This window comes from Vagococcus salmoninarum (assembly GCF_003987495.1).
Taxonomy (GTDB): domain Bacteria; phylum Bacillota; class Bacilli; order Lactobacillales; family Vagococcaceae; genus Vagococcus_D; species Vagococcus_D salmoninarum.
Genome location: NZ_NGJU01000019.1, coordinates 38,389 through 63,129 on the forward strand (window position 1 = coordinate 38,389; position 24,741 = coordinate 63,129).

19 protein-coding genes are annotated in these 24,741 nt (G+C 37.0%); 14 read left to right on the top strand and 5 right to left on the bottom strand.

Annotated elements, in window-relative coordinates; all coding sequences use genetic code 11:
• Positions 1-79: 79 nt before the first annotated feature.
• Complete coding sequence (dnaA, locus tag CBF35_RS11770) at positions 80-1,426, bottom strand: chromosomal replication initiator protein DnaA (RefSeq protein WP_126781421.1); 1,347 nt, start codon at positions 1,424-1,426, stop codon at positions 80-82.
• Between the two features lie 492 nt (positions 1,427-1,918).
• Between dnaA and rpmH the strand changes: the two genes are divergently transcribed.
• From rpmH to jag, 4 genes are all read left to right on the top strand, one after another.
• Complete coding sequence (gene rpmH / locus CBF35_RS11775; RefSeq protein ID WP_126781423.1) at positions 1,919-2,053, top strand: 50S ribosomal protein L34; 135 nt, start codon at positions 1,919-1,921, stop codon at positions 2,051-2,053.
• A 280-nt stretch (positions 2,054-2,333) separates the two neighbouring features.
• On the top strand, positions 2,334-2,666 hold the full coding sequence (gene rnpA / locus CBF35_RS11780; protein ID WP_126781425.1) for a ribonuclease P protein component: 333 nt from the start codon (positions 2,334-2,336) through the stop codon (positions 2,664-2,666).
• A gap of 57 nt (positions 2,667-2,723) precedes the next feature.
• Positions 2,724-3,506, top strand: coding sequence for a YidC/Oxa1 family membrane protein insertase (locus tag CBF35_RS11785; protein ID WP_228026094.1), 783 nt, complete (start codon positions 2,724-2,726; stop codon positions 3,504-3,506).
• A gap of 37 nt (positions 3,507-3,543) precedes the next feature.
• Positions 3,544-4,272, top strand: coding sequence for an RNA-binding cell elongation regulator Jag/EloR (jag, locus tag CBF35_RS11790; protein ID WP_126781430.1), 729 nt, complete (start codon positions 3,544-3,546; stop codon positions 4,270-4,272).
• A 495-nt stretch (positions 4,273-4,767) separates the two neighbouring features.
• On the opposite strand, the gene wecB is transcribed toward jag, so the two are convergent.
• The 3 genes from wecB to CBF35_RS11805 form a co-directional block, all read right to left on the bottom strand.
• The gene (gene wecB, locus CBF35_RS11795) at positions 4,768-5,871 is read right to left on the bottom strand and encodes a non-hydrolyzing UDP-N-acetylglucosamine 2-epimerase (protein ID WP_280530463.1); all 1,104 of its coding nucleotides are present in this window, start codon (positions 5,869-5,871) and stop codon (positions 4,768-4,770) included.
• Between the two features lie 160 nt (positions 5,872-6,031).
• Positions 6,032-7,339, bottom strand: coding sequence for a glycosyltransferase family 2 protein (locus CBF35_RS11800; protein WP_126781435.1), 1,308 nt, complete (start codon positions 7,337-7,339; stop codon positions 6,032-6,034).
• A gap of 79 nt (positions 7,340-7,418) precedes the next feature.
• A complete protein-coding gene (locus CBF35_RS11805; RefSeq protein ID WP_126781438.1) occupies positions 7,419-10,478 on the bottom strand; it encodes a hypothetical protein in 3,060 nt (1,019 codons plus the stop codon).
• A gap of 561 nt (positions 10,479-11,039) precedes the next feature.
• On the opposite strand from CBF35_RS11805, the gene mnmE reads away from it, so the two are divergent.
• A complete protein-coding gene (mnmE, locus tag CBF35_RS11810) occupies positions 11,040-12,431 on the top strand; it encodes a tRNA uridine-5-carboxymethylaminomethyl(34) synthesis GTPase MnmE (RefSeq protein WP_280530462.1) in 1,392 nt (463 codons plus the stop codon).
• Positions 12,432-12,447: 16 nt separating this feature from the next.
• The gene (gene mnmG, locus CBF35_RS11815; protein ID WP_126781440.1) at positions 12,448-14,343 is read left to right on the top strand and encodes a tRNA uridine-5-carboxymethylaminomethyl(34) synthesis enzyme MnmG; all 1,896 of its coding nucleotides are present in this window, start codon (positions 12,448-12,450) and stop codon (positions 14,341-14,343) included.
• A 191-nt stretch (positions 14,344-14,534) separates the two neighbouring features.
• Here mnmG and CBF35_RS11820 read toward each other — a convergent pair whose 3' ends face one another.
• Positions 14,535-16,022, bottom strand: coding sequence for an AcpB/EbpR/MafR family transcriptional regulator (locus CBF35_RS11820; RefSeq protein ID WP_126781442.1), 1,488 nt, complete (start codon positions 16,020-16,022; stop codon positions 14,535-14,537).
• A gap of 451 nt (positions 16,023-16,473) precedes the next feature.
• On the opposite strand from CBF35_RS11820, the gene CBF35_RS11825 reads away from it, so the two are divergent.
• The 8 genes from CBF35_RS11825 (at position 16,474) to rsmG (ending at position 24,629) form a co-directional block, all read left to right on the top strand.
• Entirely contained in the window at positions 16,474-17,028 is a 555-nt protein-coding gene (locus CBF35_RS11825) for a serine integrase family protein (protein ID WP_126781444.1), read from the top strand.
• Positions 17,029-17,101: 73 nt separating this feature from the next.
• Positions 17,102-17,431 carry an LPXTG cell wall anchor domain-containing protein gene (locus tag CBF35_RS11830; protein ID WP_126781446.1) on the top strand — a complete coding sequence of 110 codons (330 nt, stop codon included), beginning with the start codon at positions 17,102-17,104 and terminating at the stop codon, positions 17,429-17,431.
• Positions 17,432-17,540: 109 nt separating this feature from the next.
• Positions 17,541-18,326, top strand: a complete 786-nt coding sequence (locus tag CBF35_RS11835; RefSeq protein WP_126781448.1) for a WxL domain-containing protein — start codon at positions 17,541-17,543, stop codon at positions 18,324-18,326.
• 54 nt (positions 18,327-18,380) lie between these two features.
• Positions 18,381-19,193, top strand: a complete 813-nt coding sequence (locus CBF35_RS11840) for a WxL domain-containing protein (RefSeq protein ID WP_126781450.1) — start codon at positions 18,381-18,383, stop codon at positions 19,191-19,193.
• A gap of 37 nt (positions 19,194-19,230) precedes the next feature.
• Positions 19,231-20,001 (top strand): WxL domain-containing protein, encoded by a 771-nt coding sequence (locus CBF35_RS11845; RefSeq protein ID WP_126781452.1) that lies wholly within the window; start codon positions 19,231-19,233, stop codon positions 19,999-20,001.
• Positions 20,002-20,073: 72 nt separating this feature from the next.
• Positions 20,074-21,129, top strand: coding sequence for a WxLIP family cell surface protein (locus CBF35_RS11850; RefSeq protein ID WP_170174794.1), 1,056 nt, complete (start codon positions 20,074-20,076; stop codon positions 21,127-21,129).
• A gap of 75 nt (positions 21,130-21,204) precedes the next feature.
• A complete protein-coding gene (locus CBF35_RS11855; RefSeq protein ID WP_126781456.1) occupies positions 21,205-23,616 on the top strand; it encodes a MucBP domain-containing protein in 2,412 nt (803 codons plus the stop codon).
• Between the two features lie 293 nt (positions 23,617-23,909).
• On the top strand, positions 23,910-24,629 hold the full coding sequence (gene rsmG, locus CBF35_RS11860; protein WP_126781458.1) for a 16S rRNA (guanine(527)-N(7))-methyltransferase RsmG: 720 nt from the start codon (positions 23,910-23,912) through the stop codon (positions 24,627-24,629).
• Positions 24,630-24,741 lie beyond the last annotated feature (112 nt).

Below are 24,741 nucleotides of genomic sequence, written 5' to 3' on the forward strand. Positions count from 1 at the left end.
CAACGACTAAAGTTATCCACCTGTTAATAACCTGTTGATAACTTTCTCGTTTTTGAATAGTTATCAACAGTGGATAACTTTAGGAAATCAAACGATTTTTAATTTCACTGACTTCTTTTTGCATTGTTGGGTCAGTTTCTAAAAGTTGCTGAATTTTTTCGTGGGAGTGAATCACAGTTGTATGATCTTTACCACCAAACTCAGCCCCAATTTTTGGTAAGGAGTTATCAGTTAATTCACGAGATAAGAACATTGCGATTTGGCGAGGTAAAACGATCGTTTTGACTCGTTTTTTGCCTTTCATATCTTTTAGTTGAATATGATAGTAATCGCAGACTTCTTCTTGAATTGTTAAAATGGATAATTGGTTTTTTTGACCAGCTGGTCGCAGTGATTTTAATGAATCCGCTGCTAAACTAGTTGTAATGTCTTGGCCGTTCATCGTGGCATAGGCTTGTACTCGAACAAGGGCCCCTTCCAGCTCACGAATGTTTGAATCAATTTGGCCAGCGATGTAGCTCAAGGTGTCATCAGGAATTTCTAACCGTTCCGCATCGGCTTTTTTCCGTAAAATGGCAATCCGAGTTTCTAAGTCTGGCGGGGTAATATCAACTGATAAGCCCCATGCAAAGCGAGAAACTAGACGTTCTTGTAATTTCGGAATTTCATTTGGTAAACGATCACTAGTTAAAACAATTTGTCTTCCATCATTATAGAGGGAATTAAATGTATGGAAGAATTCTTCCTGAGTTCCTTCTTTGTCAGCAAAAAACTGAATATCATCAACTAATAGTAAGTCAACGTTGCGATATTCTTGTCTAAAGCTTTCTGATGTTCGATTTTGAATGGAATTGATAAAATCGTTGGCAAATGTTTCACTACTGACGTATTTCACCTTCGCTGTTGGATTATTTAACAGCATTTGGTGACCAATAGCATGCATTAGATGGGTTTTTCCAAGTCCAACGCCACCATAAAAAAACAAGGGATTGTATGTCGAACCAGGGTCTTCAGCTACAACTAAGGCGGCAGCATGGGCCATTTGGTTACCTTTACCAATGACAAAAGTGTCAAAAGTATATTTAGGATTTAACAACGCTTTGCGACTGTTTTCTCGCGTTAAATCAGAAATGGCAGCGGCAGTGACTGGTGCTTCAACTTGGCCTTCTTCAGGTTGTTCGTTTTGGATAATAAAAACAGGTGTGATTTCTTCCCCTGTTAACTTAAAACCAGTTTCAACAATTTTTGTGGAAAGATTTTTTTCCCAATATTCTTTATGGAGGGTGGAAGGAACTTCAATTGTTAATTGATTATCAATCAAACTAATCGGAGTTGCTTGTTCGATCCAAGCATTAAAACTAGGGATAGTTAAGATTTTACGGTAACTATCTTCTAATTCTTTCCAAATATACTCAATATTTGGCATGTAATAATTCCTCCTCTGTTCTTCATAGTCTTTTCTATTTTAGCATTAAAAAAAAAAGTTTTCCACTGGTTTTAAATAACTGTGGAAAAAATATCCACAAAAGGGATAAGAGTTATCCACAAGGCAAACAATAGTCGGGGATTACTTTGGTGAAAATCAGTTATTCGTTTTCCAGGTGTGGATAACTTTTGTTGTAGTAGCAAGCTTAAAAGGACTTACGAACATGTGTTTTTAGCTTTGTGGATAACTTTGTAACAAGGCGTTAACTTGTGGATAAACTGTGGGTAAAAGAATTAATAACTTTTTATTTTTTTTATCTATCCCAAAAGTATACCGAGTATAATAAAAATTGTGGATAACTTTTTAGGAAAAAAACTCAAAAAAAGCCAGGATCTATTCGGTGAACAGTTGACAGAAGAGTCAGGATTTCGTATAATACTATAGTCTGTCTAAGTATAAAGAAGATACAAATTTATTAGGAGGTGCTACAACATGAAAAGAACATACCAACCAAGTAAACGTAAGCATAATAAAGTTCATGGTTTCCGTAAACGCATGAGTACGAAAAACGGTCGTCGCGTTTTAATGACTAGACGTCGTAAAGGAAGAAAAGTTTTATGCTCATAATCCGCTGACTCTGTTTCAGTGGTTTTTTTTTAGAGTCATATTAAGAAAGTCTGACTTTCGTGATATAACTAATTAGTGTTCCGCTTAGTGATAAAGGACACTTTTCTGATAGGCAAGTCATTAATATTGGGGGAAAAATCTCCTTTTGTGATGATTGCCTATTTTTTTTTGAAATAAAACCTCCTAGTTCGAAAAAGCTAGAGGAAAAGGCTCGGATTTATGATATTATAAAGAAGTGTATAAAATTAGCCTAAAAGGATTCAAGCGAAAGGGGATTCGTATGAAAAAATCCTATCGTATCAAAAAAGAGTCTGAGTTTTTCGAAATTATGCAAAAAAAGCAATCCTTTGCCAATAAAAACTTTGTCGTTTACGTTGCAGCTCAAGAAAGTCCTCATTTCCGTGTTGGTTTGTCAGTCGGTAAAAAAATTGGTAACGCGGTTATGCGTAATCGGGTCAAACGTCAAATTCGCGAAAGTTTATTTGTTTTAAAAGATGAGATTGGCTCAGAATATGCGATCATCGTCATTGCACGCCCTAACATTGTTAATTTAACAACTGGGGAAGTTCAAAAAAACTTAGCACATGTCTTTAAGTTAGCAAATATTTTATAGTTAGATAGAGGGGTAAACAAAGTGAAGAATAAAAAGAAAATATTATTAGCTTTATCAATGCTTGTCTTAGTCTTAGTTTTAACAGGTTGTGGAACTGGTGAGGTAACGGCTCAAAGTACTGGTATTTGGGAACGTTACATCGTTTATAACTTTGGTCGAGCCATTCAAGCCTTATCATTTGGGAATGTCGGAATTGGGATTATCTTATTTACGATTGTTATTAGAATCATTTTATTACCATTAATGCATTATCAAAATAAAAGCATGCGCAAAACCCAAGAATTACAACCGAAATTAAATGCTTTAAAAGCACAATATGCCTCAAAAGATCCAGAGACACAAAGAAAATTACAAGAAGAACAACAAAAACTTTATGATCAAAATGGTGTCAATCCCTTTGCCGGTTGTTTACCGCTGTTGATTCAAATGCCGATTATGATGGGCTTATGGCAGTCAATTTCCCGGACAGGTTTAAGTGAAGGCCGTTTCTTATGGTTAGAACTTGGTGTGCCCGATCCAATCTTAGTCTTACCAATCTTAGCAGCCATCTTTACTTTCTTAAGTACGAAATTATCAAGTATGAGTCAAGTTGAAGGCAATCCTAGTATGAAGATAATGAATTACGCGATGCCGATTATGATTTTAGTAATGGGTGTTAACTTAGCCAGTGGCTTATCTCTTTACTGGGTAGTTTCTAATGCGTTCCAAGTTGGTCAAACGTTGTTAATCAATAATCCATTTAAAATTAAAAAAGAACGTGAAGAAGAAGTTCAACGTCAACGTGATTTAGAAAAAGCCTTACAAAAAGCTCAAAGCCCTAAAAAGAAACGTAAAAAATAGTCGATATGTCCGTTAATTAATTAAGGAGGTAATGTTTATGCCAAATTATGAAGGTTTAACAGTTGATGAAGCGATTCAAGTAGGATTGAAAGAATTACAGCTTTCCCGGAAAGATGTTGAAGTCAAAGTTCTAGCAGAAGGTAAAAAAGGCTTTTTCGGAATTGGGAAAAAAGCTGCTGTGGTTAGTGTAGTAGCGATTAATTCACCAGCGAAAGGACCAGTCGAGACTGCCCAGTCAGTCACAAGGACAGAAAAAGTTGATAAAACTGTCTCAAGCCAAAAGCCCCAAGTCCCGTCATCAGAACGATTGCCAGATAGCGAAGCGATAACAGCTTTAGCTGCTTATTTAACGAAAATTACTAAAGAGTTAAATGCGCCAGCAGAAGTTAAAGTCGAAAGGAACGGTCAAAGTGTCGTTTTCCATTTGGAAAGTGAGAAAGCCGGTATGCTAATTGGTAAACACGGTAAAGTCTTAAATGCCTTACAGTATTTAGCCCAAGTCTTTATTCACCGGATGGCTGAAAATAAATTAGTAGTTGTTGTTAATGTTGGTGATTATCGAGAACGTCGTGAAGCTACCTTAACGCGCTTAGCTAACAATACAGCTGACAAAGTTTTAAGAACTGGCCAAGCGGTTTACTTAGAGCCAATGCCCGCCTTTGAACGAAAACAAATTCATGCAATCTTAACGGATAATCAAAATGTTAAAACTCATTCTGAAGGTGATGAACCTTACCGTTACTTAGTAGTTAATCTTAATAAATAACATAGTTAAAGCTCAGTAAGAGTGACAGCTTCTGCTTCCTTAGTTTATGTATTAAAGCCTTTCTTTTAAGGTTTAAAGGGAGCTAAGTGAAACAAGTGAGCTAACTCTAAAAATGAAGTAGAAGCCCTTAGAGCTTCAAAATAAAGCTAAAAGAGTCAAGTCTCCAGTAAAAGGGACTATCATCAAAAGACTTATTAATTTAAGCTACTGGGAGATTATTAAAGGGGCCGTGACATTTTTATTAGTCAACGGCTTCTTTTTTTTGAACATTATTTGATAAACAGGTTCTAAGCATTAACCCCCTCTGTTTCTTAAGTTGGGGACTAGCTAGTAAATGTCTGTTAACGACAAAAAAACACCGCCGTTGTTTCTTCATTTTACATGAATTCAATGGCGGTGTTTTTCTTATTATCGTGACCTAAGAGCTTAGCTACTAAGTGTCGTTATGTTATACAAAAGGGATTCAGTAAAAACTGAAAAATTTGCACTTAAAACTTATAATTCAGAAGCTAAAACTCTAATTATTTTTTGTGAGGCAGTGCCATCACCGTATGGATTGATAGACTGAGCCATTTGTTGATAGTGAGCCTCGTCAGTAATTAAGCGGTGAACGGCATGGTAGATATCTTTTGTCGCTGTTCCAACAAGGGCTAAAGTGCCAGCGGCGACCCCTTCTGAGCGTTCAGAAGTTTCTCTTAAGACTAAGACCGGTTTGCCAACAGCCGGGGCTTCTTCTTGTATCCCACCTGAATCTGTTAAGACCATAAAAGAGTGTTGGATATAATGATGAAAAGCCAAGACGTCTAAAGGTTCAATTAAATGAATGTTTGACTGATCACTTAAAATATCTAAAGCTAGTCGTCTAATTTCAGGGTTGAGATGCATAGGATAGACGAAGTCATAAGTTGGAAAGTCGATGGCTAGTTGTCTAACGGCTGAAAAGATGTCAGTCATAGCGGTCCCTAAATTTTCCCGGCGATGGGTTGTTAATAAGATGAAATTTTTATTTCGACGCTTAGATAAGTAAGGGTCGCTATAAGTCAAACTTGTATTTAAAAGTAAAGTATCAATTGCGGTATTTCCGGTGACATAGACGTTGTCAGTAATGCCTTCGTAAGCTAAGTTGCTTACATTATGAGCGGTTGGGGCAAAGTGATAATGAGCTAATTTGCTAATTAATTGCCGATTCATTTCTTCTGGAAAAGGATTGTAGGGATGATATGTTCGTAAGCCCGCTTCAATGTGGCCGATTTTTATTTGCTCATAAAAACAAGCTAAAGCTGTTGCTAGAGCAGTCGTAGTATCGCCGTGAACTAAAACAATGTCAGGTTGATACGTTTGCAGAGCGAGTTGCATCCCTGTTAAAATCCTGCTCGTCAATTCATTTAACGATTGGCCGGTTTTCATAACATTTAAATCAAGGTGAGGCACGATATCATACTGATCAAGAATTTGGTATAGCATTTCTTGGTGTTGGCCGCTAACAATAATTTTTAACTCAAAAAGGTGAGTGTTTGCCAGTAGTTCTTTAATAACAGGAACTACCTTGATCGCTTCAGGACGAGTGCCAAAAGCGATCATAATTTTTTTTTTCATCAGTGACTATTCCTTTCTAATACATAAAATTGCTAATTGAATTTATAAAGAGATGAGAAGGTAACATAAGACGAAAAGCATAACAATTCCGGCGTAAAGTAAATTAAAATTCAAAATGTTTCGTTTATAAAGCACATGTTTTTTTAGGCTTTTTTTTGTCATACTAATTAACCTCCTGTTCAAATGACGCGTTGTGTTCAGTTTTTTTCCAGTTGTTTTGAGGCAGAAACCATGTGCTAAAACCAACAATTTGGGCAAATAAATAAGTTAATGAGTTCCAGATAAAAGCAATAATCAGTCGGAAAAAGAAACCGATTTTAGCGATTAACGAAGTCTTTTTTTCAAAATATAAGGCTGCTTCATCGGTTAAGTAAACTAAAGGAATAATAATAAAGTTTAAAAGTTCAATCGTCGTCCAATACAAAGCGATTGAAAATAAGTGGGGTAAGAAATTGATCAAGCGCCAATCAATTAACCCTAGAAGTAAAATTGCTAAAAAAGCCACTGGTCGTAACATTGAATAAGAATAAAATAATGTCTCAATTCGGTTTTGAAGTTGGGGGAAATTGGCGGCTTTTGAAATGGAAACGAGTTGTTTAGCAGTTGTCGTAATTGCTACAAACCAGTGACCTTGGGCCCAGCGAGTGCGTTGGTTGTGGCTAGCAATTAAGTTGTTAGGTTTTTCATCATAAACTTTAGCAAAATGATTCCAGCCACTAACTTTACCTTGTAAAGATAATTCAACTTGTAGTTCGAAATCTTCGGTATAACTGCGAGGGTTCCAACCATGGACTAAGATGTAGTCAGTTGCTAAGATGAAGCCCGTTCCGCCGATTGCGGCGTTCCAACCTAAAAGGTGTTTGGCGTATTGAACGGCTCGGTTAGTAATAAAGTATACAGCCGCGTAGCCAGAAGCAGTCATTGAACTAGCGACGTTTTTAACACCGAGGTAACCTTGAATTGCCGTGTAATGAGGATGGGCGATTAACTGCGAGTTCATCTCTTTTAAATAGTCAGGGTGGACGATGTTATCGGCATCAATAAAAGCAACATAATCATAATTTTTCCAAATACCTGTTTGAATAAATTTAGCAATAGCGTGGGGTTTTCCTCGTCGTTCACCTTTTTTTGAAGTGTTGACGAACAAGTTAACATGCTCAAAGCTATTGACGATCTCAACCGTACGGTCCGTACAATTATCAGCGATCACCACGACATCATAAAGCTCTGAGTCGTAATTTTGATAAAGCATGCTAGCTAAGGTGTCACTAATTACCGATTCTTCATTATGTGCAGGAATGAGAAATAAAAATTTGTGTTTATCGGCAGCAAGGCTATAGTTTCTAACAGGTTTCTTTAAACCGATTAGACTAAGGCTTGTATAAAAAATTAAATTAGCAAAAAGTAAGATAAGTAAGATGGAAACAAGTATTAATAAAAAGTTATAAATAATAGATGGTGTAGTAAACATAGAGTTGCTCCTTTTTTTGTAGTGACGATAGAAAAAATCGAAGAATAGCAATAAGTTATCTACTCTTCGATAAGGTGATTTATTTAGTATTAAGTGTTCCTTCAATTAAGACGGAACCATCAGTGTCAGTAACTTTAATTCGGTAAGTATACATAGATTCATCAGAGAAAGCTCGTGGAATCGTAGCTTGGAAGACATTTTCTAAAGGAATGTCCATTGCTATTTCCCAGTTAGTTTCAACAGATTCTAAAATTTCTTTTGTAAAGACGACTGCTCCAGAATTGTCAGTTACAATTAAGTTTTTATCGTGACCAGTGCTAGGCAGTCGCACGTCAGCAGGAATGAACCCATCAAAAACTAAACCATAAGCTGCTTCATCACTCCAGTATTTGTTAACTATTTTTAATTTAGCAGAAGAGTTATTTTTAGTAACGGTAAAACCAGGTTGGTTATTTAAAATAACAGGCTTAATAAAATTGTAGTTGATAACTGTTTGCTCTAGTTGTTCATACTTAGTATGAGTAGCACCTGAACGCATTGAGTTAGTTGGATTCAGTGGCGTAGTCGCCGCTAGTTGATCATCAATGTAAACATCCATAACTAAAGTAAAGTCCCCAACTGTCAACTGACCTAACATCGTGTTAGATAAGATAAATTGGTAGCCAGAGTAACGATCTGGATTATACCAGTTTGTATTAAAGGCATCGACGCTACTTTGAGTTTCTTCTTTGTCGTTAATAATGCGGACAACTTTACGAATCGCTTCAGGATTGTCTAAAGTCCAAGAGTCGTTATCAATTTCTCCTTCATAAACAAGACCAAAAGATTGCCAGTAACCTTGAACAAAACGACTTTGAGTAGGTGTTTCTTTGGCTATGACGATTGTTTCAACGGTCTTACTTCGTTTATCATCGTGGTCAGCTTCGTGACCAATAATCGTAGCAGAAACAATATCTTCAGCCGCTAAGTCAAAAGAGGTTAAATCGATTGCTATAGTTTCAGCAGAATTGATAGTCTGCGTAGTAAGTGGTTTCCCGTTCAGCATTAATTCGACTTCATAAGTTCGTTCTTTTGTCAGATCTTGTTCTGGTGACGTGACAGAAGCAGACGTATCTCCAAGGGTAATCTCAGCAATCGTTGGTGTGTTGACTTCCCACTCAGCATGGGTATCTTTAGCAATCACTGTAACGCTATCTTGCTCACTAACTTTGTCTTCGCGGGCAGGTTGATGACCGACAATTTCCGCAGTGACGACTTGATCTTCAAGAAGCGCCGTCTCTAAAGTAACAGAAACAGTTTCCGCAGGTAAATCAGCTTGTGTGTGAACGATGACGCCGTCAACTGCAAGATTAAAGTCGTAGTTTCGACCAAATGACAGATTCTGCTCAGGGATTTCAATATCAATTGTTGTAGTATCAGCTTCAATTTTTTCCTGAATCGTAGGTTGGTTAACTTTCCACTGAGCGTAACCAGTATTATCTTTAACCGTTTCGGTTACGACAGAACTCTTTTTGTCTTTTTCGTCTTTTTCATGACCAATGACATGAACGGCGACTTTATCTTTTTCTTTCAAGCTAATTAAGTCTTCTTCTTTTTTACTTAAGGCGATCATAAAATCACCACCAAGGGAACTAATATTACGGCGCCCGATTTCTTTGTTGTTAAGGGTGGCAACGATCTCGTAAGTTCGGCCGTTAAATTTATTTTGCAAGGGAACATTACCAGAAATAGCATAATCACCAATATTTGGAGTAGTTAAACTAGGTTTAGTAACAGTCCAATGATCCCAGTTTTCTTGACCGTCTTGGTTCTCTTGGACAACGACTTTAACAATTTTACTTTTCTTATCAAAAAAGCCTTTTTCATGACCGAAGATTTGAGCAGTCACAGTATCACCTTTCACAAGAGAAGTATCCATCAGTGATTCAGCAAACTCACCACTAGTACCATTAATTTCTTTATTAGAAAGTTCATAGCCATTAACTGTGATTAGTAAATTATAAGTCCGGTTGTTTTGTTTATTTTGGCGTGGCATCGTGCCAAAGATAGCCGTCTCACCATCAAATAGTTGCTGTAAGGTTGGTGCTTCAACTTCCCATTTTAAGTAAGGTAAGGAATCACCAATCGTATAGTAAACTAACTCGGAATAACGAATATTCATGATGCCATTCCCGTTTTCTTCGCGTTCATTGGCAACAACTCTAAAGGAAATTTCGTCACCACTATTTGCTAGTGAGCCGATATTTGTCGACCATTTGCCATTTTTATCAAGGGGAATCCTATTTTTAACTAAAGTCCCATTAATATACAGCTCGCCAGTAAAAATTGAATCATGTTGGTTACTATTATCTTGTTTAGCAACACCTGAAAATTCTTTATCGTCATCAGTTTTTATATTAGATGGCTTAACTTTATTTTCAATCCAGGAGTCTTCGTAGTCAATGGTTAAAGCTGTCTCGGCCGCTCCCCATGAAGGGTTGAACCAAGTATCAGTCGATTGGGTAGTGACTGAAAATTTGTAGAAAGGTTTGCGTTCAACTAAGCGTTTAGTATGAGTGTGCCAAGTAGCCAAATCAATAAACATATCAACATTGACGTACTGTGTCCCAGAAAAAAGGTAAGCAGGGCTCTGATACATCAAAGATTTGCTATCTTTGTCATAAAACATGCGTTCACCTTTAGTTGGAGAAAAAAGCTTTTCAATTTTGACGGTTTTATTAATAGGCAACATTGTGTCAAAACGTTCAATTGTTCCAGTGACATATTTTTCCCAGCCAGGAGTTGAGAAAAATTCACCAGCAATTTCTTCGTCTAATTTGAAACCAGTTTGGAATTTAACATCCATCCCTACTGCAAACAAGGAATTCGATTGCGTTGTTAAACGTATTTTTCCAGCAGTTTCTTGGGTTGATTTCTTAAACTTATTTGTCCAACCAGTTCCTACACTAGCTAGAGGATCACCTTCAGCTAGTTGATTTGACAAATCTTGAGGGAACAAATCTGGCTTTGCTAGCTGTTGATTAGTTGTCAAAGGTGTTACCTCAGTAGCGTACGCTTTTTCAGTTGTAAGCAGATTAACATTAGTTGCAAAGAAGCCCACAGCTGATGTAACTAGTAGTAATTTTGTCGTGTTTTTCATAAACGACCTCCTATATCTTTATTATTTTCAAAGCAATAATACGAACGTTCAATTTGAACAGAATGAAGTATATCATTGTTACTATCATAAATAAACCCCCTTTTAATAAATGTTTTTTTATGTGTTTAATTGTTATTTTATAATAGAGTTAAGTGTTTTATATACCCTCTTAATTAAGGTTTTAAATGTATTAACAGGGAATAAAAAAATTTTGTGTGTGATTTTTAAACTGTTTAACACCGTACGAAAATAAATGTTTCTTTTATTTTTGTATATTGAACTATTTTGTTTATTTGAAACAAAACGTTCGTTTTGTAATTATCTTGGTTAAAGTCCAACTTATTAACAAGAAAGGAATTTTTTAACAAAAAAGTTGTAGAAAGTGCAAAGATAACAAGCTGGAGAAAGAAGCTCTACTTGCTAATCTACGAAATATCCTGTATTATATCAGTGATAATTAAAATTAGAGTGACGCAGTCAAAGTGCTAAATCTACCCGCTAATTCCAGGGGTGGAGTAGGCACTTTTTTATATGGAAAAAATTAGGAAGGGTTGAGGAGAAATGAACATAACGATGGAGTTTGATACGATAGCCGCAATTTCAACACCAGCTGGTGAAGGGGCTATAAGCATTGTTCGCATGAGTGGCGATCAAGCCTTAGAAATAGCTGAAAAAGTCTTTAAGTCAAAAGAAAAATTGACAAAAGTCAGTTCTCATACAATACACTATGGTCATATTACAGACCCTCAAGCACAGCATGTCATTGATGAAGTCATGGTTTCAGTCATGAAAGCGCCAAAAACTTTTACCCGTGAAAACATTGTTGAGATTAACTGTCATGGCGGTATTGTCGTTACGAACCAAGTTTTGCAGTTATTGTTGCGACAAGGTGCTCGTTTAGCCGAACCAGGGGAATTTACAAAGCGGGCATTTTTAAATGGCCGAGTTGATTTATCCCAGGCGGAAGCGGTAATGGATATCATCCGTGCTAAAACAGACAAAGCGATGCATGTTGCGATTAATCAATTAGATGGCAATTTATCCAACTTAATTCGCGGCCTACGGCATGAAATTCTCCAAACCTTAGCTCAAGTTGAAGTGAACATTGATTACCCAGAGTACGATGATGTGGAAGAGTTAACAACAAAACTGTTACTTGAAAAAGCTGGTGAAGTCAAAGGACAAATCCACCAGTTATTGAGAACTGCTAAACAAGGTAAAATTTTACGAGAAGGCTTGTCAACGGCAATCATTGGTCGTCCAAATGTCGGAAAATCAAGTTTGTTAAATCATTTATTACAAGAAGATAAAGCGATTGTGACTGACGTAGCTGGTACGACTCGTGACGTGATAGAAGAATACGTAAATGTTAGAGGGGTTCCATTAAAATTAGTTGATACGGCAGGCATTCGAGAAACGGAAGATATCGTTGAGAAAATTGGTGTCGAGCGTAGCCGAAAAGCCTTAGCTGAAGCGGATTTGATCTTACTTGTTTTAAATCAAAGTGAAAAATTAACGACTTCCGATCGAGATTTAATCACCGTAACCCAAGACATGAAACGAATTATTTTATTAAATAAAAGCGATTTGACCAATCAGTTAGATTTAGCAGAATTAAACCAACTAGTCGGTCAAGAAGCGTTACTACCGATTTCAGTGTTAGCCAGTGAAGGTATGGACCAACTTGAAGAAGGCATTGCTGAGTTGTTCTTCGACGGTGGTACTGGTGAACGGGATGCAACTTACGTTTCAAATAATCGTCACATTGCTTTATTAGAGCAAGGAGAACAAGCTTTAGTGGAAGTGGTGCAAGGAATCGAAGCTGGCATGCCAGTTGATTTAGTTCAGATCGATATGACCCGTTGTTGGGATTTATTAGGAAAAGTGATTGGTGAGAGTGTCCAAGATGAGTTAATTACACAACTCTTTAGCCAATTTTGTTTAGGAAAGTAAGAAAGGGAGTCACTAGATGGAAAAATATGAAGCAGAAACTTATGATGTCATTGTTGTTGGCGCAGGCCATGCAGGTTCTGAAGCCGCTTTAGCTGCCGCTCGTATGGGTAGTAAGACCTTATTATTAACAATAAATTTAGACATGGTTGCCTTTATGCCATGTAACCCTTCTTTAGGTGGACCAGCTAAAGGGGTCGTTGTCCGAGAAATTGATGCCTTAGGTGGGGAAATGGGCCGAAACATTGATAAAACTTATATTCAAATGCGGATGTTAAACACAGGTAAAGGGCCAGCTGTTCGAGCTTTAAGAGCCCAAGCTGATAAAAATAAATACGCTGAAGCGATGAAACAAACAATTGAGCAAACAGAAAACTTAACGTTACGTCAAGGTTTAGTCGACGAAATATTAGTTGAAAATAATATTTGCCAAGGGGTTGTGACATCAACTGGAGCAATCTACCGTAGTCAGGCAGTCATTATTACTGCGGGAACAGCCTTAAAAGGTGAAATTATTATTGGTGAATTGAAGTATTCCTCAGGACCGAATAATTCTCAACCTTCTTTAAAGCTCAGCGATAGCTTAAAATCTTTAGGCTTTGAAATTGATCGTTTTAAAACTGGGACACCGCCACGAGTGAAGAGTAGTACAATTGATTACTCTGTGACCGAAGAGCAACCGGGAGATTTAGCCCCTAATCATTTTAGTTTTGCTACACCAGATAGTGCTTATAACCAAGAGCAGTATTCTTGTTGGTTAACTTACTCGAATGAGGAGACCCACGAAGTGATTCGGGAAAATCTCCACCGGGCACCAATGTTTACGGGGATTGTTGAAGGGGTAGGGGCTCGTTACTGTCCTTCGATTGAAGATAAGGTTGTGCGTTTTAGTGATAAACCTCGTCATCAAATTTTCTTAGAACCAGAAGGGGCAAACACGGAAGAAGTTTATGTCCAAGGTTTATCGACTTCTTTACCAGAAGACGTCCAACATAAAATGATTCATTCGGTCGTAGGTTTAGAGAAAGCCGAAATGATGCGTAGTGGTTATGCCATTGAGTACGATGTAGTTGTACCTCACCAATTACGGCCGACTTTAGAAACAAAATTAGTTGAAAATTTATATACTGCTGGCCAGACGAATGGTACAAGTGGTTATGAAGAAGCTGGTGGCCAAGGGTTAATGGCAGGAATTAATGCAGCTTTAAAAATTCAAGGGAAAGAACCTTTAATTTTAGATCGTAGTGATGGCTACATTGGTGTCATGATTGATGATTTAGTGACGAAGGGAACGAATGAGCCTTATCGTTTATTAACGTCACGAGCAGAGTATCGTTTAATTTTACGTCATGACAATGCTGACTTACGTTTGACTGAAAAAGGCCATCAAATTGGCTTAGTTAAGGAAGAGCAATACGCCAATTATTTAGCTAAGAGTCAAGCGGTCACAGATGAATTAAAACGGTTATATAAGATCCGTCTAAAACCAACCGCAGAAATTCAAGCCTTTTTAGAAAAGAAAGAAACAGCCACATTAAAAGATGGCATTTTAGCGGCTGATTTTATGAAACGGCCAGAAATATCATATACAGAGATGGCCGCCTTTATTCCAGAGCCAGAAGTTCCTTTATCGCGGAAAGTGATTGAACAAGTTGAGATTCAACTGAAATACGAAGGCTATATTAAAAAAGCCTTAGATAAAGTTGAAAAGTTAAAACGGATGGAAGCTAAAAAGATTCCAGACAATATTGATTATGAAGCAATCAACGGTTTAGCAACAGAAGCTCGGCAAAAACTAATTAAAATCGAGCCGGAAACCATTGCTCAAGCAAGCCGGATTAGCGGGGTTAATCCAGCAGATATTAGTATTTTAATGGTCTACTTAGAACAAGGTCGTGTTAGAAAGAAAAAGTAACCGTCAATCCACAAAAAAGGTGCTGACTTTTAACAAGAAAAAAATCGATTTCAAACGAATTCTGAAAAGAATGTCGCTTGAAGTCGATTTTTTTATTTATTGAACAAAAGTTTTTGAATAATTGAGCTAGGCTGTCTGCTTAAATTATTTTTAGAATGAGAGGTTTTAACCATTTTTTGGGAACAAAGGGATCAATTTATTAATTTTTGAGATTTTTCTTCAATCAAAGAAATTAATGAATTACGAACTTTTAGCCAGTCTCTAAATATTGGTAGAGGATTGATACATAGTAGGTGGGGATGATTTGATTTGATTTTATCAGTATTAATCAATACAAGGTCATAATCATCTAATTCCTCGAGATGTTCGGGAATTGTTTGGGCTTGGCTAATGGTAATTTTAGTGTTATTAGTTACTCGTAAATCAAGTAACTGTTCAAGTAGTTGGGCATGTTGATGTTCGAAAGTACATGAAATTAAAATTGAAATAAAAGGCAACTTTTTATGAATACTCGTTATAAAATTTTCCCAGTTAGTTGTTAATAAATAAATAGCTTCATTGAGTGCCGCTTCAGACCATTCAAAATGGTCATGAAATTGAAAGTCCAGTAAAGTTTGTTTCATCAATGAGACGATTTGAGGGTACTCTTCAGATAAGGTTAATACATAATTCTTCCGTTTATCGAACAAGACGTGATTATTTCCGATAAAGAACAAGTGGTAGTTATAGAGAATTAAAACGAGTTCTTTTTTGTTTGGAATAGGCGTGGCTATTTTAGTAGATAAAGAGTGTATTAAGCTCTTTATGCGATCCAAACGTTGCTGAATGTCTTTTGATAAATCAGCAGCTAAATCTAATTCAGTGATGGAAAAGAAAAAAGTGTCTTTGAGAAAGGGATAAAAAATTTGCTCAATAATGACGGCATTCCATGAGCGCTTGAATTCTTTTTTAAATAAGAGAGAGAACGTCTTATCTGATAGAAAAAGGTCAATCCATGGGTGATTTTTAACATCATCATTTGGAAAAGATAGTAGCATTCCAAACTTTACCCGTGTACAAATAGTTAAAAACATGAAAGTTAATAATTCAATTTCAGAAAATTTTAACTTAAGGCCTAAAGGTTCGAGTTGCGTTAAAAGTAAATTCTGGAAGCCGCTAGTAATCTCTGGGCTAAGGGGAGAATTGACTAGGCTGTATTTTTCTTGAAAAAAATGGGTGAAAAAGCTGCGGATTTGTAATTCGTCCCCAACGATACTGTGTGGAGCAGAAGAAATATGAATATGCCATGAACGCAGAGTTTTGTTACAACGAGTAATCGTTCGAGCAAGTGTTGATTGACTAATAAAAAGGGTCTCAGCTAACATGGAGGCATTCATTTTAGGGTTAAAAAAGAGTGTTTCTAGTAGCGTGAATTCGAGGCTAGTCGTTAAAATTGTTTGATAAATGTACTCAATAGTCAATTCAGCTGGAATATCTAACATGATCCCTGTTTTCGAGCGGTGCATAATTTTAAAAGGGGCAAAGTGAATATTTATTTGTTCAACATCTTTTCGAATAATTGATTCAGAACAGTTTAAAGTAGTTGAAACTTCCTTTAAAGGAAACCATTTTTTGTTATAGTACAGCATTTCTAAAAGAGCTAAGTGACGTTGAGTTGTTATATTAAGCAAAACTTTCATGAATAATTCCTTTCTTTTAGCAAGTGTTAAGTGACATTTGAGCGTTTTTTTTTAGTACGTTATTATTGATAATAACATGATGACGTCAAAAAAAACAAGTCTAGAAAAAAATCTGACAAGTTGATTTATAATCAATCATGCTATTATAACCAAATGATGAATCACTAATATAAAAAGTGGTTCAATTAATAAACATCTTTATTGTCTGTTTTTGATGTTGAAGAATAGATATTGAAGAAATTTTGTGAAAGTTATTATAGTGTGTGTCTTTAGTTAATAAAAGATATGGAGCTTTAGTGTCAGGGGAATAACTGCTTTGGTAAAAAGGTTGAGAAAAAACTGATTGCGATTTCACAAAGATAGTCTTTGATGGGAAAAGTCTAATAGTGTAAAAATAGTCAGATTTAAAGGCGGATTATCTGTTCAATAAAATATAAAAAAGGGGAAAAAAATGACAGTATATTGTTACGCTAGAGTGGATTATCCAACTAATATGTTAGAACAGTTCACAACATTTAGCAAAATTAAGTACAAAGAATTAATTATCGAAAGACGAGACATTCGTGATTTTACCGAATTTCAACGAATGTGTGAGAAATTAGAAAAAGGAGATACTTTAGTTGTTATTAAACTTTCGGTTCTGTGGTCGTCACCAAATATTCGCGAGTGGCTTAACATGTTCGAAGAACTAGATATTCGAATCATCAGTTTGATGGAAGAAATCGATACAGCGGCGGAGCCTTCTTTTTACAGTCAGGCTAATTTATTTTTACAAGTCACTCATGATGTCCGTTCATTGCAAGTCAAAGTAGCGATTGGGAGAGCTAGAGATTTAGGTCATGAGTTAGGTAGACCACGTTTAGACAGCGAGCTAATTGAGCAAATTATTGCACTGCGAAAAAATCAATACTCTTTTCGCCAAATATCAGAAGAATTGAATGTCTCTTTAGGGTCGATTCATAAGTATTTAAAATCAGGACCGGTCAAAGTTCAAAGTAGCGAATAACATAAGTTGAGTCTCTGAGGTCTAGTAGTTTGATAGGGCTGAGGAGGCAGAAACTAATGAGGGGAGGTGTTGTATGATTCGTAAAGGGCAAACGTTTTTCAAATGGCTAGTTGTGATTCTGATAATAGGAACCTTTGCTAATCAAGTAGCAATGGCTACTGATGATGGAGGAGAGTACGGCGGCAATGCTGGTGTCGGTTTTGAAGGAGTTTACGTCTTCCAGAGTAGTTCAGAGGAGGAAATAGAGCAGCCGCCAGTTGAGCAAAAACCAAACTTACCACAAACAGGAGCCAAACAGGAAGGGCTGATGAGTATGTTGATGGCATTAGGTTTATTGCTAGTTGGCTTAACAATCCACAAATTTAAAGATAAGCAAAGGCTCAGTAAGTCGACATGTATTTAGAGTAGTTATTAAGTTTATTAGTAAGAATTAATAGTGACTCTATTCAGGGCTTTGGCACATGATAGGCACTTTTAGTTATATAGATAGTATAAAAAGGAGAGAGTTATTTATGAAAAAAAAGGCAATTATTAATAGTCTATTGTTGAGCAGCTTAATTATAGGATCTACACAAGTATTGGCTGCCCCAGGAGATGTTGAAACAAAAGAGCGTAAAACAGAAGGTGTCATTACATTTGAACCTAACGATGAGCCGATTGGACCGACAGATCCCATTAATCCAGGAGAGCCAGGTCAGCCGATTGATCCTGAAGATCCAGAAAAACCAGTTGAGCCAGGAACACCTGGACCTTTGAGTTTAGATTTTGCCTCATCATTTAACTTTGGTAAACAAAAAATTACATCAGAGAATAAAGTTTATATGGCTAAACCTCAAGCTTTTAAAGTTGAAGATGGTTCAATTGAAGAACGTCCCTTATATGCTCAAGTAACTGATGGCCGCGGAGAATTAAAAGGTTGGTCATTATCATTGAAACAAAATGGTCAATTTAAAGGGAAAATTAATAAAAAAGAATTAAATGGTGCTGAAATTAAGTTTGTTAATGGACAGACATCAACAGAGATGGAATCTGGTTCACCTTCAACTGTTTCAAAAAATGTTGAATTAGTAGCGACTGGTTCCGCAGCATCCTTGTTAATGGAGGCGAAAGCTGGAGAAGCAGCTGGAACACATATTTACCATTTAGGGGACTTAAAAACAATGTCTGAAAGTGTCCAATTACACGTCCCAGGTAAAGCGACTAAACTAAAAGATACATATGAAACAACATTAACATGGCAGTTAAGTACGCTACCAGCTAACGGTGAAGGTCCTTCTGAACCGGGAATTGAAGAATAAAAAATACGTATTAAAAGTCTAAATCACTATATATAACAGAGGAGAAATTAACTTATGAAAAAAGAATTAACAATCACATTAGCAACATTATTATTAAGCACATCAATTTTAGGTAGCGTTGTCGCTGTCGCAGCTGAAGGCGGACCTGGTGCAGTAGAAGGCAAGCCCGCAGTCCGTAACACAATTGGTCAAATTATCTTTAAATCTGATGACGGAACAGGAACGACTCCACCGGTACATCCAGTAGACCCAATTGATCCAGAAAACCCAATCGATCCAGTAGATCCGATTGATCCAGAAAAACCAGTCGAGCCAGGAACAAGTGGTCCTTTGAGTTTAGATTTTGCTTCATCATTTAATTTTGGTGAACAACTAATCGTGCCAACTGATATGACTTACTACGCTGCCCCTCAATTAGCTAAAGATCCAGCTAACCCAGGTAAATTTATCGAGCGTCCGCTATATGCTCAAGTAACAGATAGCCGTGGAACAGAAGCTGGTTGGAACTTGTCAGTTAAGCAAGAAAAGCAATTTCAAGCAGCAACTGATAATCGTGAATTAAATGGTGCCAAAATTGTCTTTACTAATGGTCAAGTTAATACCGTTTCAGAATCTAAAAACCCATCAACAGTTACAGCTAATCTTGAATTAGTTCCAGGAGCAACTCAAGTCTTAGTTGAAGCGGCAGTTAAAGAGGGTGTTGGAACAACGGTTTATCTTTTAGGTGATGAAAAATCAATGAAAGAAAGTGTTATGTTAAATATTCCAGGTAAAACAACAAAAATTAAAGATACATATAAAACATCATTAACATGGATTTTAAGCGTTCTACCTGGTAATGGTGAAGAGCCAGACCCAGAACAGTAATCAAAATCAGAGTTTTTTAGAAATGGAGAAATAGCAAATGATGAAATTTAAAAAACAGTTAGGGCTTAGCGCTCTAAGTTTATTACTTGTTAGCTCCGTGACTGTCATGGCAACTCCCCGAGAAGAGGGAGTTGCTGGTGACAGTACTTATACGAGTAAAAGCATCGTGACTTTTAGAGCAGCCGATCCGGAAGAAGGGGGCATAGTGCCGCCGGTAGATCCGATTAATCCGGAAGATCCAGTCACACCGATTGATCCAACAAATCCAGGGAAACCTGTCGCACCAGGAACAGCGGGGCCACTTAGTTTAGATTATGCTTCAAGCTTTAGCTTTGGCGATCAAATTATTAGTGCAACAGATGAAATTTATTATGCAGCACCACAAATGGTTATCGATGAAAAAGGCAACCAAATTCCAAAACCGTCTTACGTTCAAGTAACAGACGTTAGGGGAACGGAAGCGGGCTGGTCACTTGAGGTCGCCCAATTAGATCAATTTAAAGCGGGAGAACGTGAAATCGCAGGAGCAGAATTAACGTTTAATTTGGGCCAAATTGCGACTAATTCCGTTTCTAAAAAACCAAGTCACGTCACGACATCACTGACCTTACCAGTTAATGGTGAGCATACGATGTTGATGGCAGCGACCCAAGGAGAAGGGGCTGGCACATGGGTTTATCGTATGGGTGATGAGGGGACTATGGCTAAAGGGGTTGAACTAAAAGTTCCTGGAAGAGCCGTTAAATTAAAAGAAAAAAAATATGAAGCGACATTAGTTTGGACATTAAGTGCGATCCCAGGAGTATAAAAACCTCCCTCGCAACGTAAAATTTATTAGGGCGTTTAACTATTGCATAAACACCTGCGAAAGGAAACAATGATGAAATTGCCAAAGAAAATAGTTGGTTTGCTAGTTAGTGTAGTTTTTCTCAGTCTCAGTTTTAGTTTAGGAGCGAAGGCTTCAGAGTTGAATTTCGGGATTTCACCAGTTATTCCAGAAAACCAAAGAGACCAATCTGAAAGTTTTTTTGATCTCAACGTGTTGAATCAAAAAAAACAAATTTTGGAATTGAAAGTTGCTAACCGGACTGAAAAGGTTGTCACAATTGAGACCGATTTGAAGCGTGCAACAACGAACGTAAACGGGATTGTTGAGTATGGCGAAAATGAAAATAACACAGACGAGTCATTAAAGATTAATATCGAAGACATCGTAACTGTCCTGGATAAAGAGAAAGTTCTAGAACCGAACAGTGAAGATGTTATTCGAATTGAAATTAAGGCAATCAATCCGGAGTTTCCAGGTGTCTTAGCTTCAGGGTTAACTTTTAAAGAAAAACCTAATGAGGGTGAAGAAGAGCAGCAAGAAGACCAAGGATTAGCGATAAAAAATGAATATGCTTACGTAGTCGCCTTATTACTCCAAGGAAATGTGTTACAAAAAGACATTACTAGTGAGTTGCTACTAAATAGTGTTCAACCAGATCAGTTAAACTACCGAAACGTCATTGTTGCTAACTTACAAAACCCGCTACCAAAATATCTTAATAAAATTAAAATAGATGGTCAGGTTACTAAAAAAGGTAAAACGGAAAGCTTGTATTCAATTAAAAAAGAAAACTTGCAATTTGCGCCTAACTCTAATGTTGATTTCCCAATACCTTTAGAAGGAGACAAGTTAAAAGCTGGAACATACGAGCTGACTTTAGATGTTGTTTCTGATAGTGGCAAGTGGCATTTTACTAAAGAGTTCACCGTAACTGCGGAAAAGGCAAAAGCTTTAAATAAGCAAGATGTATCAATTGAAGAAAATAATAATTGGCTCTATCTGTTAGTTATTGTTATAAGTCTTTTATTAATTGCATCACTCGTAATGCTGTTAATCATGGGGAGAAAAAACAGAAAAAATAAAAAAAATAGTGAAAAAAATACCTAGAGTGGCCAATAGACGAATAGGTTTAATAAGCTAGGAGGTTGACACTGCTTAAGTGAAGGAAGAAGGAGTTTAATAATGATTAAGGGCATTAGTAAAAAAAAATATTGGGCGGTAATAGTGATTGCTCTATTTTTAGCGATAACAGTTAATTTTAGTGGGAGTCAAGTTAAGGCCGAAGAAATTAGCAATATAAGTGATGAGGCTGGTGATTTTTCGAATAGTGGAGAAATTGGGCCGATGCTCTTACCAGAAGTAGGTAAGTGGGAGGCTTCTGGTAAATTACGTTTTGGAATAACGAATCCAGGTGTCCCTAACGTACGCTTTGGTAGGACCATTGATCATATTTATGGGATTGTCGGAACAGGTAATTTAACAACGACACCGGGCTTTCAATTTATTGACCCGAAAAATCCAGATGATCCAGTCTCGATTTTCTTTGAGAACGGTGAAAAAGGAACTGTTGATGGATTTCCAGCAATTATAGCGAAAGCTAAAAGTACCGCAACTGTTGGTTCAAGTGAAATCAATGCTAAAATTGAAATGGTTAGTATAAAACCTGGTGTCGTTCAACATCGCTATACATTGACGAACGCTTCTAAAGGGATTTTTAATCAAGCAGATTTTTACCCGTATAAAGTTGTCGATACAAAGTTAGCTGACAATGACCAAGTGCCTATTAAGTCATTAGGCGAAGGCCGTGGTGTCTCAATTGAAAGTGAAGGTTATTTTTTAAGTTACTTGATGAAAGGTGACGGCCGAGCGACATCGTATAAAGGTATTAGCTATGATTTATCACCTAAAATGGTTTTCTTAAATCTAGCTTCACCAGATAAGAGCCAATTGTTAGCACCAGAAGGTCTGACCTTATTTAAAAATGGGGATACAGCGATTTATCAAATTTGGCCTCGTGAGAAGCTAGGAATTGGCGAGTCAGTCACAGTGATTTATGATGTAACGATTGAAATGATCGACCAATTAAAAATTGAAAAAACAGGTCAAAATTTAACTAACAGTGAGATGAATACTGTAGGGGATAACTATGAATACGCAGTCGAATTAACAACTAAGAAAGATCCGTTCACTAAAATTAAATTAGAAGATACATTGCCTAAAGGGTTAGCTAAGCCATCAAAAATCGGCTTAAAAGATGACGCGACAGGAGAGATTAAAGACTACGATGTGTCAAAAGTTTACAGTGATTTGACCCGTAAGATTACCATCTCTAATATCGACATTCCGAAAAATTCAGGGAAGACGTTGATTTATGAAACGGTTATTGAAGCAGACGCTAAAGGTCAAACACTAACTAATAAAGCGAGTGCTAGCGGTAAAGATAAAGAGGGTACGGCTTACACTGAAACAACAGAATATGATATTTATGTTGAGGAAGCTGTCTTGGGCCGTGTCTTAGTTAATTATGTAGATTTAGAAGGTACAGAACTGGCTGATCAAGACATTCTGGCTGGTGAAGTCGAGACACCTTACCCAAAGATCGAACCGAAAGAAATTCCCGGTTATGTTTTAGTTGAAACAGAAGGTCCAGTCGAAGGGGATTACCAAATCGAAGACCAACAGGTTACCTTTACTTATTTAGAAGTTAGCAAAGGTTTTGAATTGAAGCATGAGGGAACGAATAGTAATGGTAAGAAGTTGTCTGAGGGGATTAAGGTGAAGCAAGGAGAGGAATTGACTTATACCTTAAGTCTTAACAGTCTCGATTCGATAAATGAAGTTCAAGGAAACTACGCTAAGGCTAACTTTGCTTTGAAACTCCCAGAGGAATTAGAAAATATTTCTAATATTCAAGTCTTAGACAATGAGGGGAAAGTCATTGGGCAAGGAGCTTATGATGAAGTGTCGAAGATGATTACCGGCGATTTAACAGCGAAAGATGTAGCCATCCAAAAGACGGTTAATCTAACTTATCAAACAACTGTAAAAAAAGAAACGGAAGTTGGCGCAATCATCAAAAGCTCAGGTCGAGTTAATAGTGAGGTGACTCTAGGGGAAGAGTCACTAGTCATTAAAGAATTAACTTCTAATGAACTAGCCAATGAAATTGAAGCAGGCATGTTAGAGTTTATCTCAGCGCCAACGACGCTTGATTTTGGTAAAGATTTACTTATCTCACATAAAGCTGAAACCTATGGTGTTAATGAACTTGAAGGCGAGGCACTAATCGTTCAAGATAATCGTAGTCCGGGAAATAGTTGGGAAGTAACGGCGGCGATTATTACGGAATTAACATCAAGCCTAGGCGTTCTGGATGAGTCTCTTTACTATGCTAATGGCCAAACTGATCTTAAATTAACAAAAGATGAGCAAGTTGTTGAAGCTCGGACAACTGAGGATGGTAATGCTGTTAACTTATCAGAAGGTTGGAATGAAACAAAAGGCATTCGCTTAAAAGTTAAGGCGGGACAAGCAAAAGCGGCGAGTTACACTGGGGAAATCCGCTGGACCTTACGTAACGTACCTAACAAGTAAGACTTAACTAACCAAGGCTGTTACGATAGTAACGTGCCGTCATAAATTAATGATAATTTGAGCAGAGAAATCTGCTCTTTTTTTGTGTGTTAAGATCAAGTCCTTCTATATTAAGTGTTCTCCTGTTGTGATATTTTTACTTTTTGTTAGTCAAATGACGAGTGTCAAAAAAACCACTAAATAAATAAGCAGAAAGGAAGTAAAAGCATTGCACTTCCCTAGGAATTAAGTTAAAGTAGACAAAGAAAGCTGTGAAACAATTTATGTTTCACGAGAAAAGGAAGGATAAAGAGATGACTCCTGAAGAATTTAAAGTTGCTCTGGCAGCTAAAGGTATCGATTTAAGTGAGGGGCAGATGGGACAATTTGCGACTTACTTTAAGTTACTCGTTGAATGGAACGAAAAAATGAATTTAACGGCAATAACGGAGGAAAAAGAAGTCTATTTAAAACACTTTTATGATTCATTGACATTGGCTTTTTCTCACGATTTTAAGGAATCAGCTTACAGTCTGTGTGATGTTGGCTCAGGTGCAGGTTTCCCAAGTATTCCTTTAAAAATAATTTACCCACAGATGTCAATTACAATTGTTGATTCTTTAAATAAACGGATTACTTTTCTAAATACTTTAAGTGAGGCGTTAGGCTTAACTAATGTTTTTCTGTATCACGATCGAGCAGAAACTTTCGGGCAGAATCAAGAATTCCGTGAGAGCTTTGATTTTGTCACAGCTCGTGCCGTTGCCCGACTAAACGTCTTAAGTGAATTATGTCTGCCCCTTGTTAAAAAAGGTGGCTCATTCTTAGGGATGAAAGCAGCTAAAAGTGATGAAGAGTTAATTGAAGCTAAAGGGGCGATTGCCACCCTTGGAGGTCAGTTTGTCGGGGAAGTTGATGTGACACTACCGATTACCGAGGATCAACGGTACATTATTCAAATTGATAAGAAAAAAGAAACCCCAAATAAGTATCCGAGAAAACCTGGAACGCCGAGTAAAAACCCTCTGAAATAGCATGATACCTTAAGAATGAACGAAGAAAAAAATGCTGTTTTATGATACAATAGGAATATTGAGAAACAATCAAAAAAAGCAAGTAAATTGTAAGATAGAAGCGGAGGAAAAA

Coding starts and splice junctions, on each gene's coding strand:
- dnaA (WP_126781421.1), bottom strand. CDS start 1,426: ATGCCAAATATTGAGTATATTTGGAAAGAATTAGAAGATAGTTACCGT.
- rpmH (WP_126781423.1), top strand. CDS start 1,919: ATGAAAAGAACATACCAACCAAGTAAACGTAAGCATAATAAAGTTCAT.
- rnpA (WP_126781425.1), top strand. CDS start 2,334: ATGAAAAAATCCTATCGTATCAAAAAAGAGTCTGAGTTTTTCGAAATT.
- CBF35_RS11785 (WP_228026094.1), top strand. CDS start 2,724: ATGCTTGTCTTAGTCTTAGTTTTAACAGGTTGTGGAACTGGTGAGGTA.
- jag (WP_126781430.1), top strand. CDS start 3,544: ATGCCAAATTATGAAGGTTTAACAGTTGATGAAGCGATTCAAGTAGGA.
- CBF35_RS11800 (WP_126781435.1), bottom strand. CDS start 7,339: ATGTTTACTACACCATCTATTATTTATAACTTTTTATTAATACTTGTT.
- CBF35_RS11805 (WP_126781438.1), bottom strand. CDS start 10,478: ATGAAAAACACGACAAAATTACTACTAGTTACATCAGCTGTGGGCTTC.
- mnmE (WP_280530462.1), top strand. CDS start 11,040: ATGAACATAACGATGGAGTTTGATACGATAGCCGCAATTTCAACACCA.
- mnmG (WP_126781440.1), top strand. CDS start 12,448: ATGGAAAAATATGAAGCAGAAACTTATGATGTCATTGTTGTTGGCGCA.
- CBF35_RS11820 (WP_126781442.1), bottom strand. CDS start 16,022: ATGAAAGTTTTGCTTAATATAACAACTCAACGTCACTTAGCTCTTTTA.
- CBF35_RS11825 (WP_126781444.1), top strand. CDS start 16,474: ATGACAGTATATTGTTACGCTAGAGTGGATTATCCAACTAATATGTTA.
- CBF35_RS11830 (WP_126781446.1), top strand. CDS start 17,102: ATGATTCGTAAAGGGCAAACGTTTTTCAAATGGCTAGTTGTGATTCTG.
- CBF35_RS11835 (WP_126781448.1), top strand. CDS start 17,541: ATGAAAAAAAAGGCAATTATTAATAGTCTATTGTTGAGCAGCTTAATT.
- CBF35_RS11840 (WP_126781450.1), top strand. CDS start 18,381: ATGAAAAAAGAATTAACAATCACATTAGCAACATTATTATTAAGCACA.
- CBF35_RS11845 (WP_126781452.1), top strand. CDS start 19,231: ATGATGAAATTTAAAAAACAGTTAGGGCTTAGCGCTCTAAGTTTATTA.
- CBF35_RS11850 (WP_170174794.1), top strand. CDS start 20,074: ATGAAATTGCCAAAGAAAATAGTTGGTTTGCTAGTTAGTGTAGTTTTT.
- CBF35_RS11855 (WP_126781456.1), top strand. CDS start 21,205: ATGATTAAGGGCATTAGTAAAAAAAAATATTGGGCGGTAATAGTGATT.
- rsmG (WP_126781458.1), top strand. CDS start 23,910: ATGACTCCTGAAGAATTTAAAGTTGCTCTGGCAGCTAAAGGTATCGAT.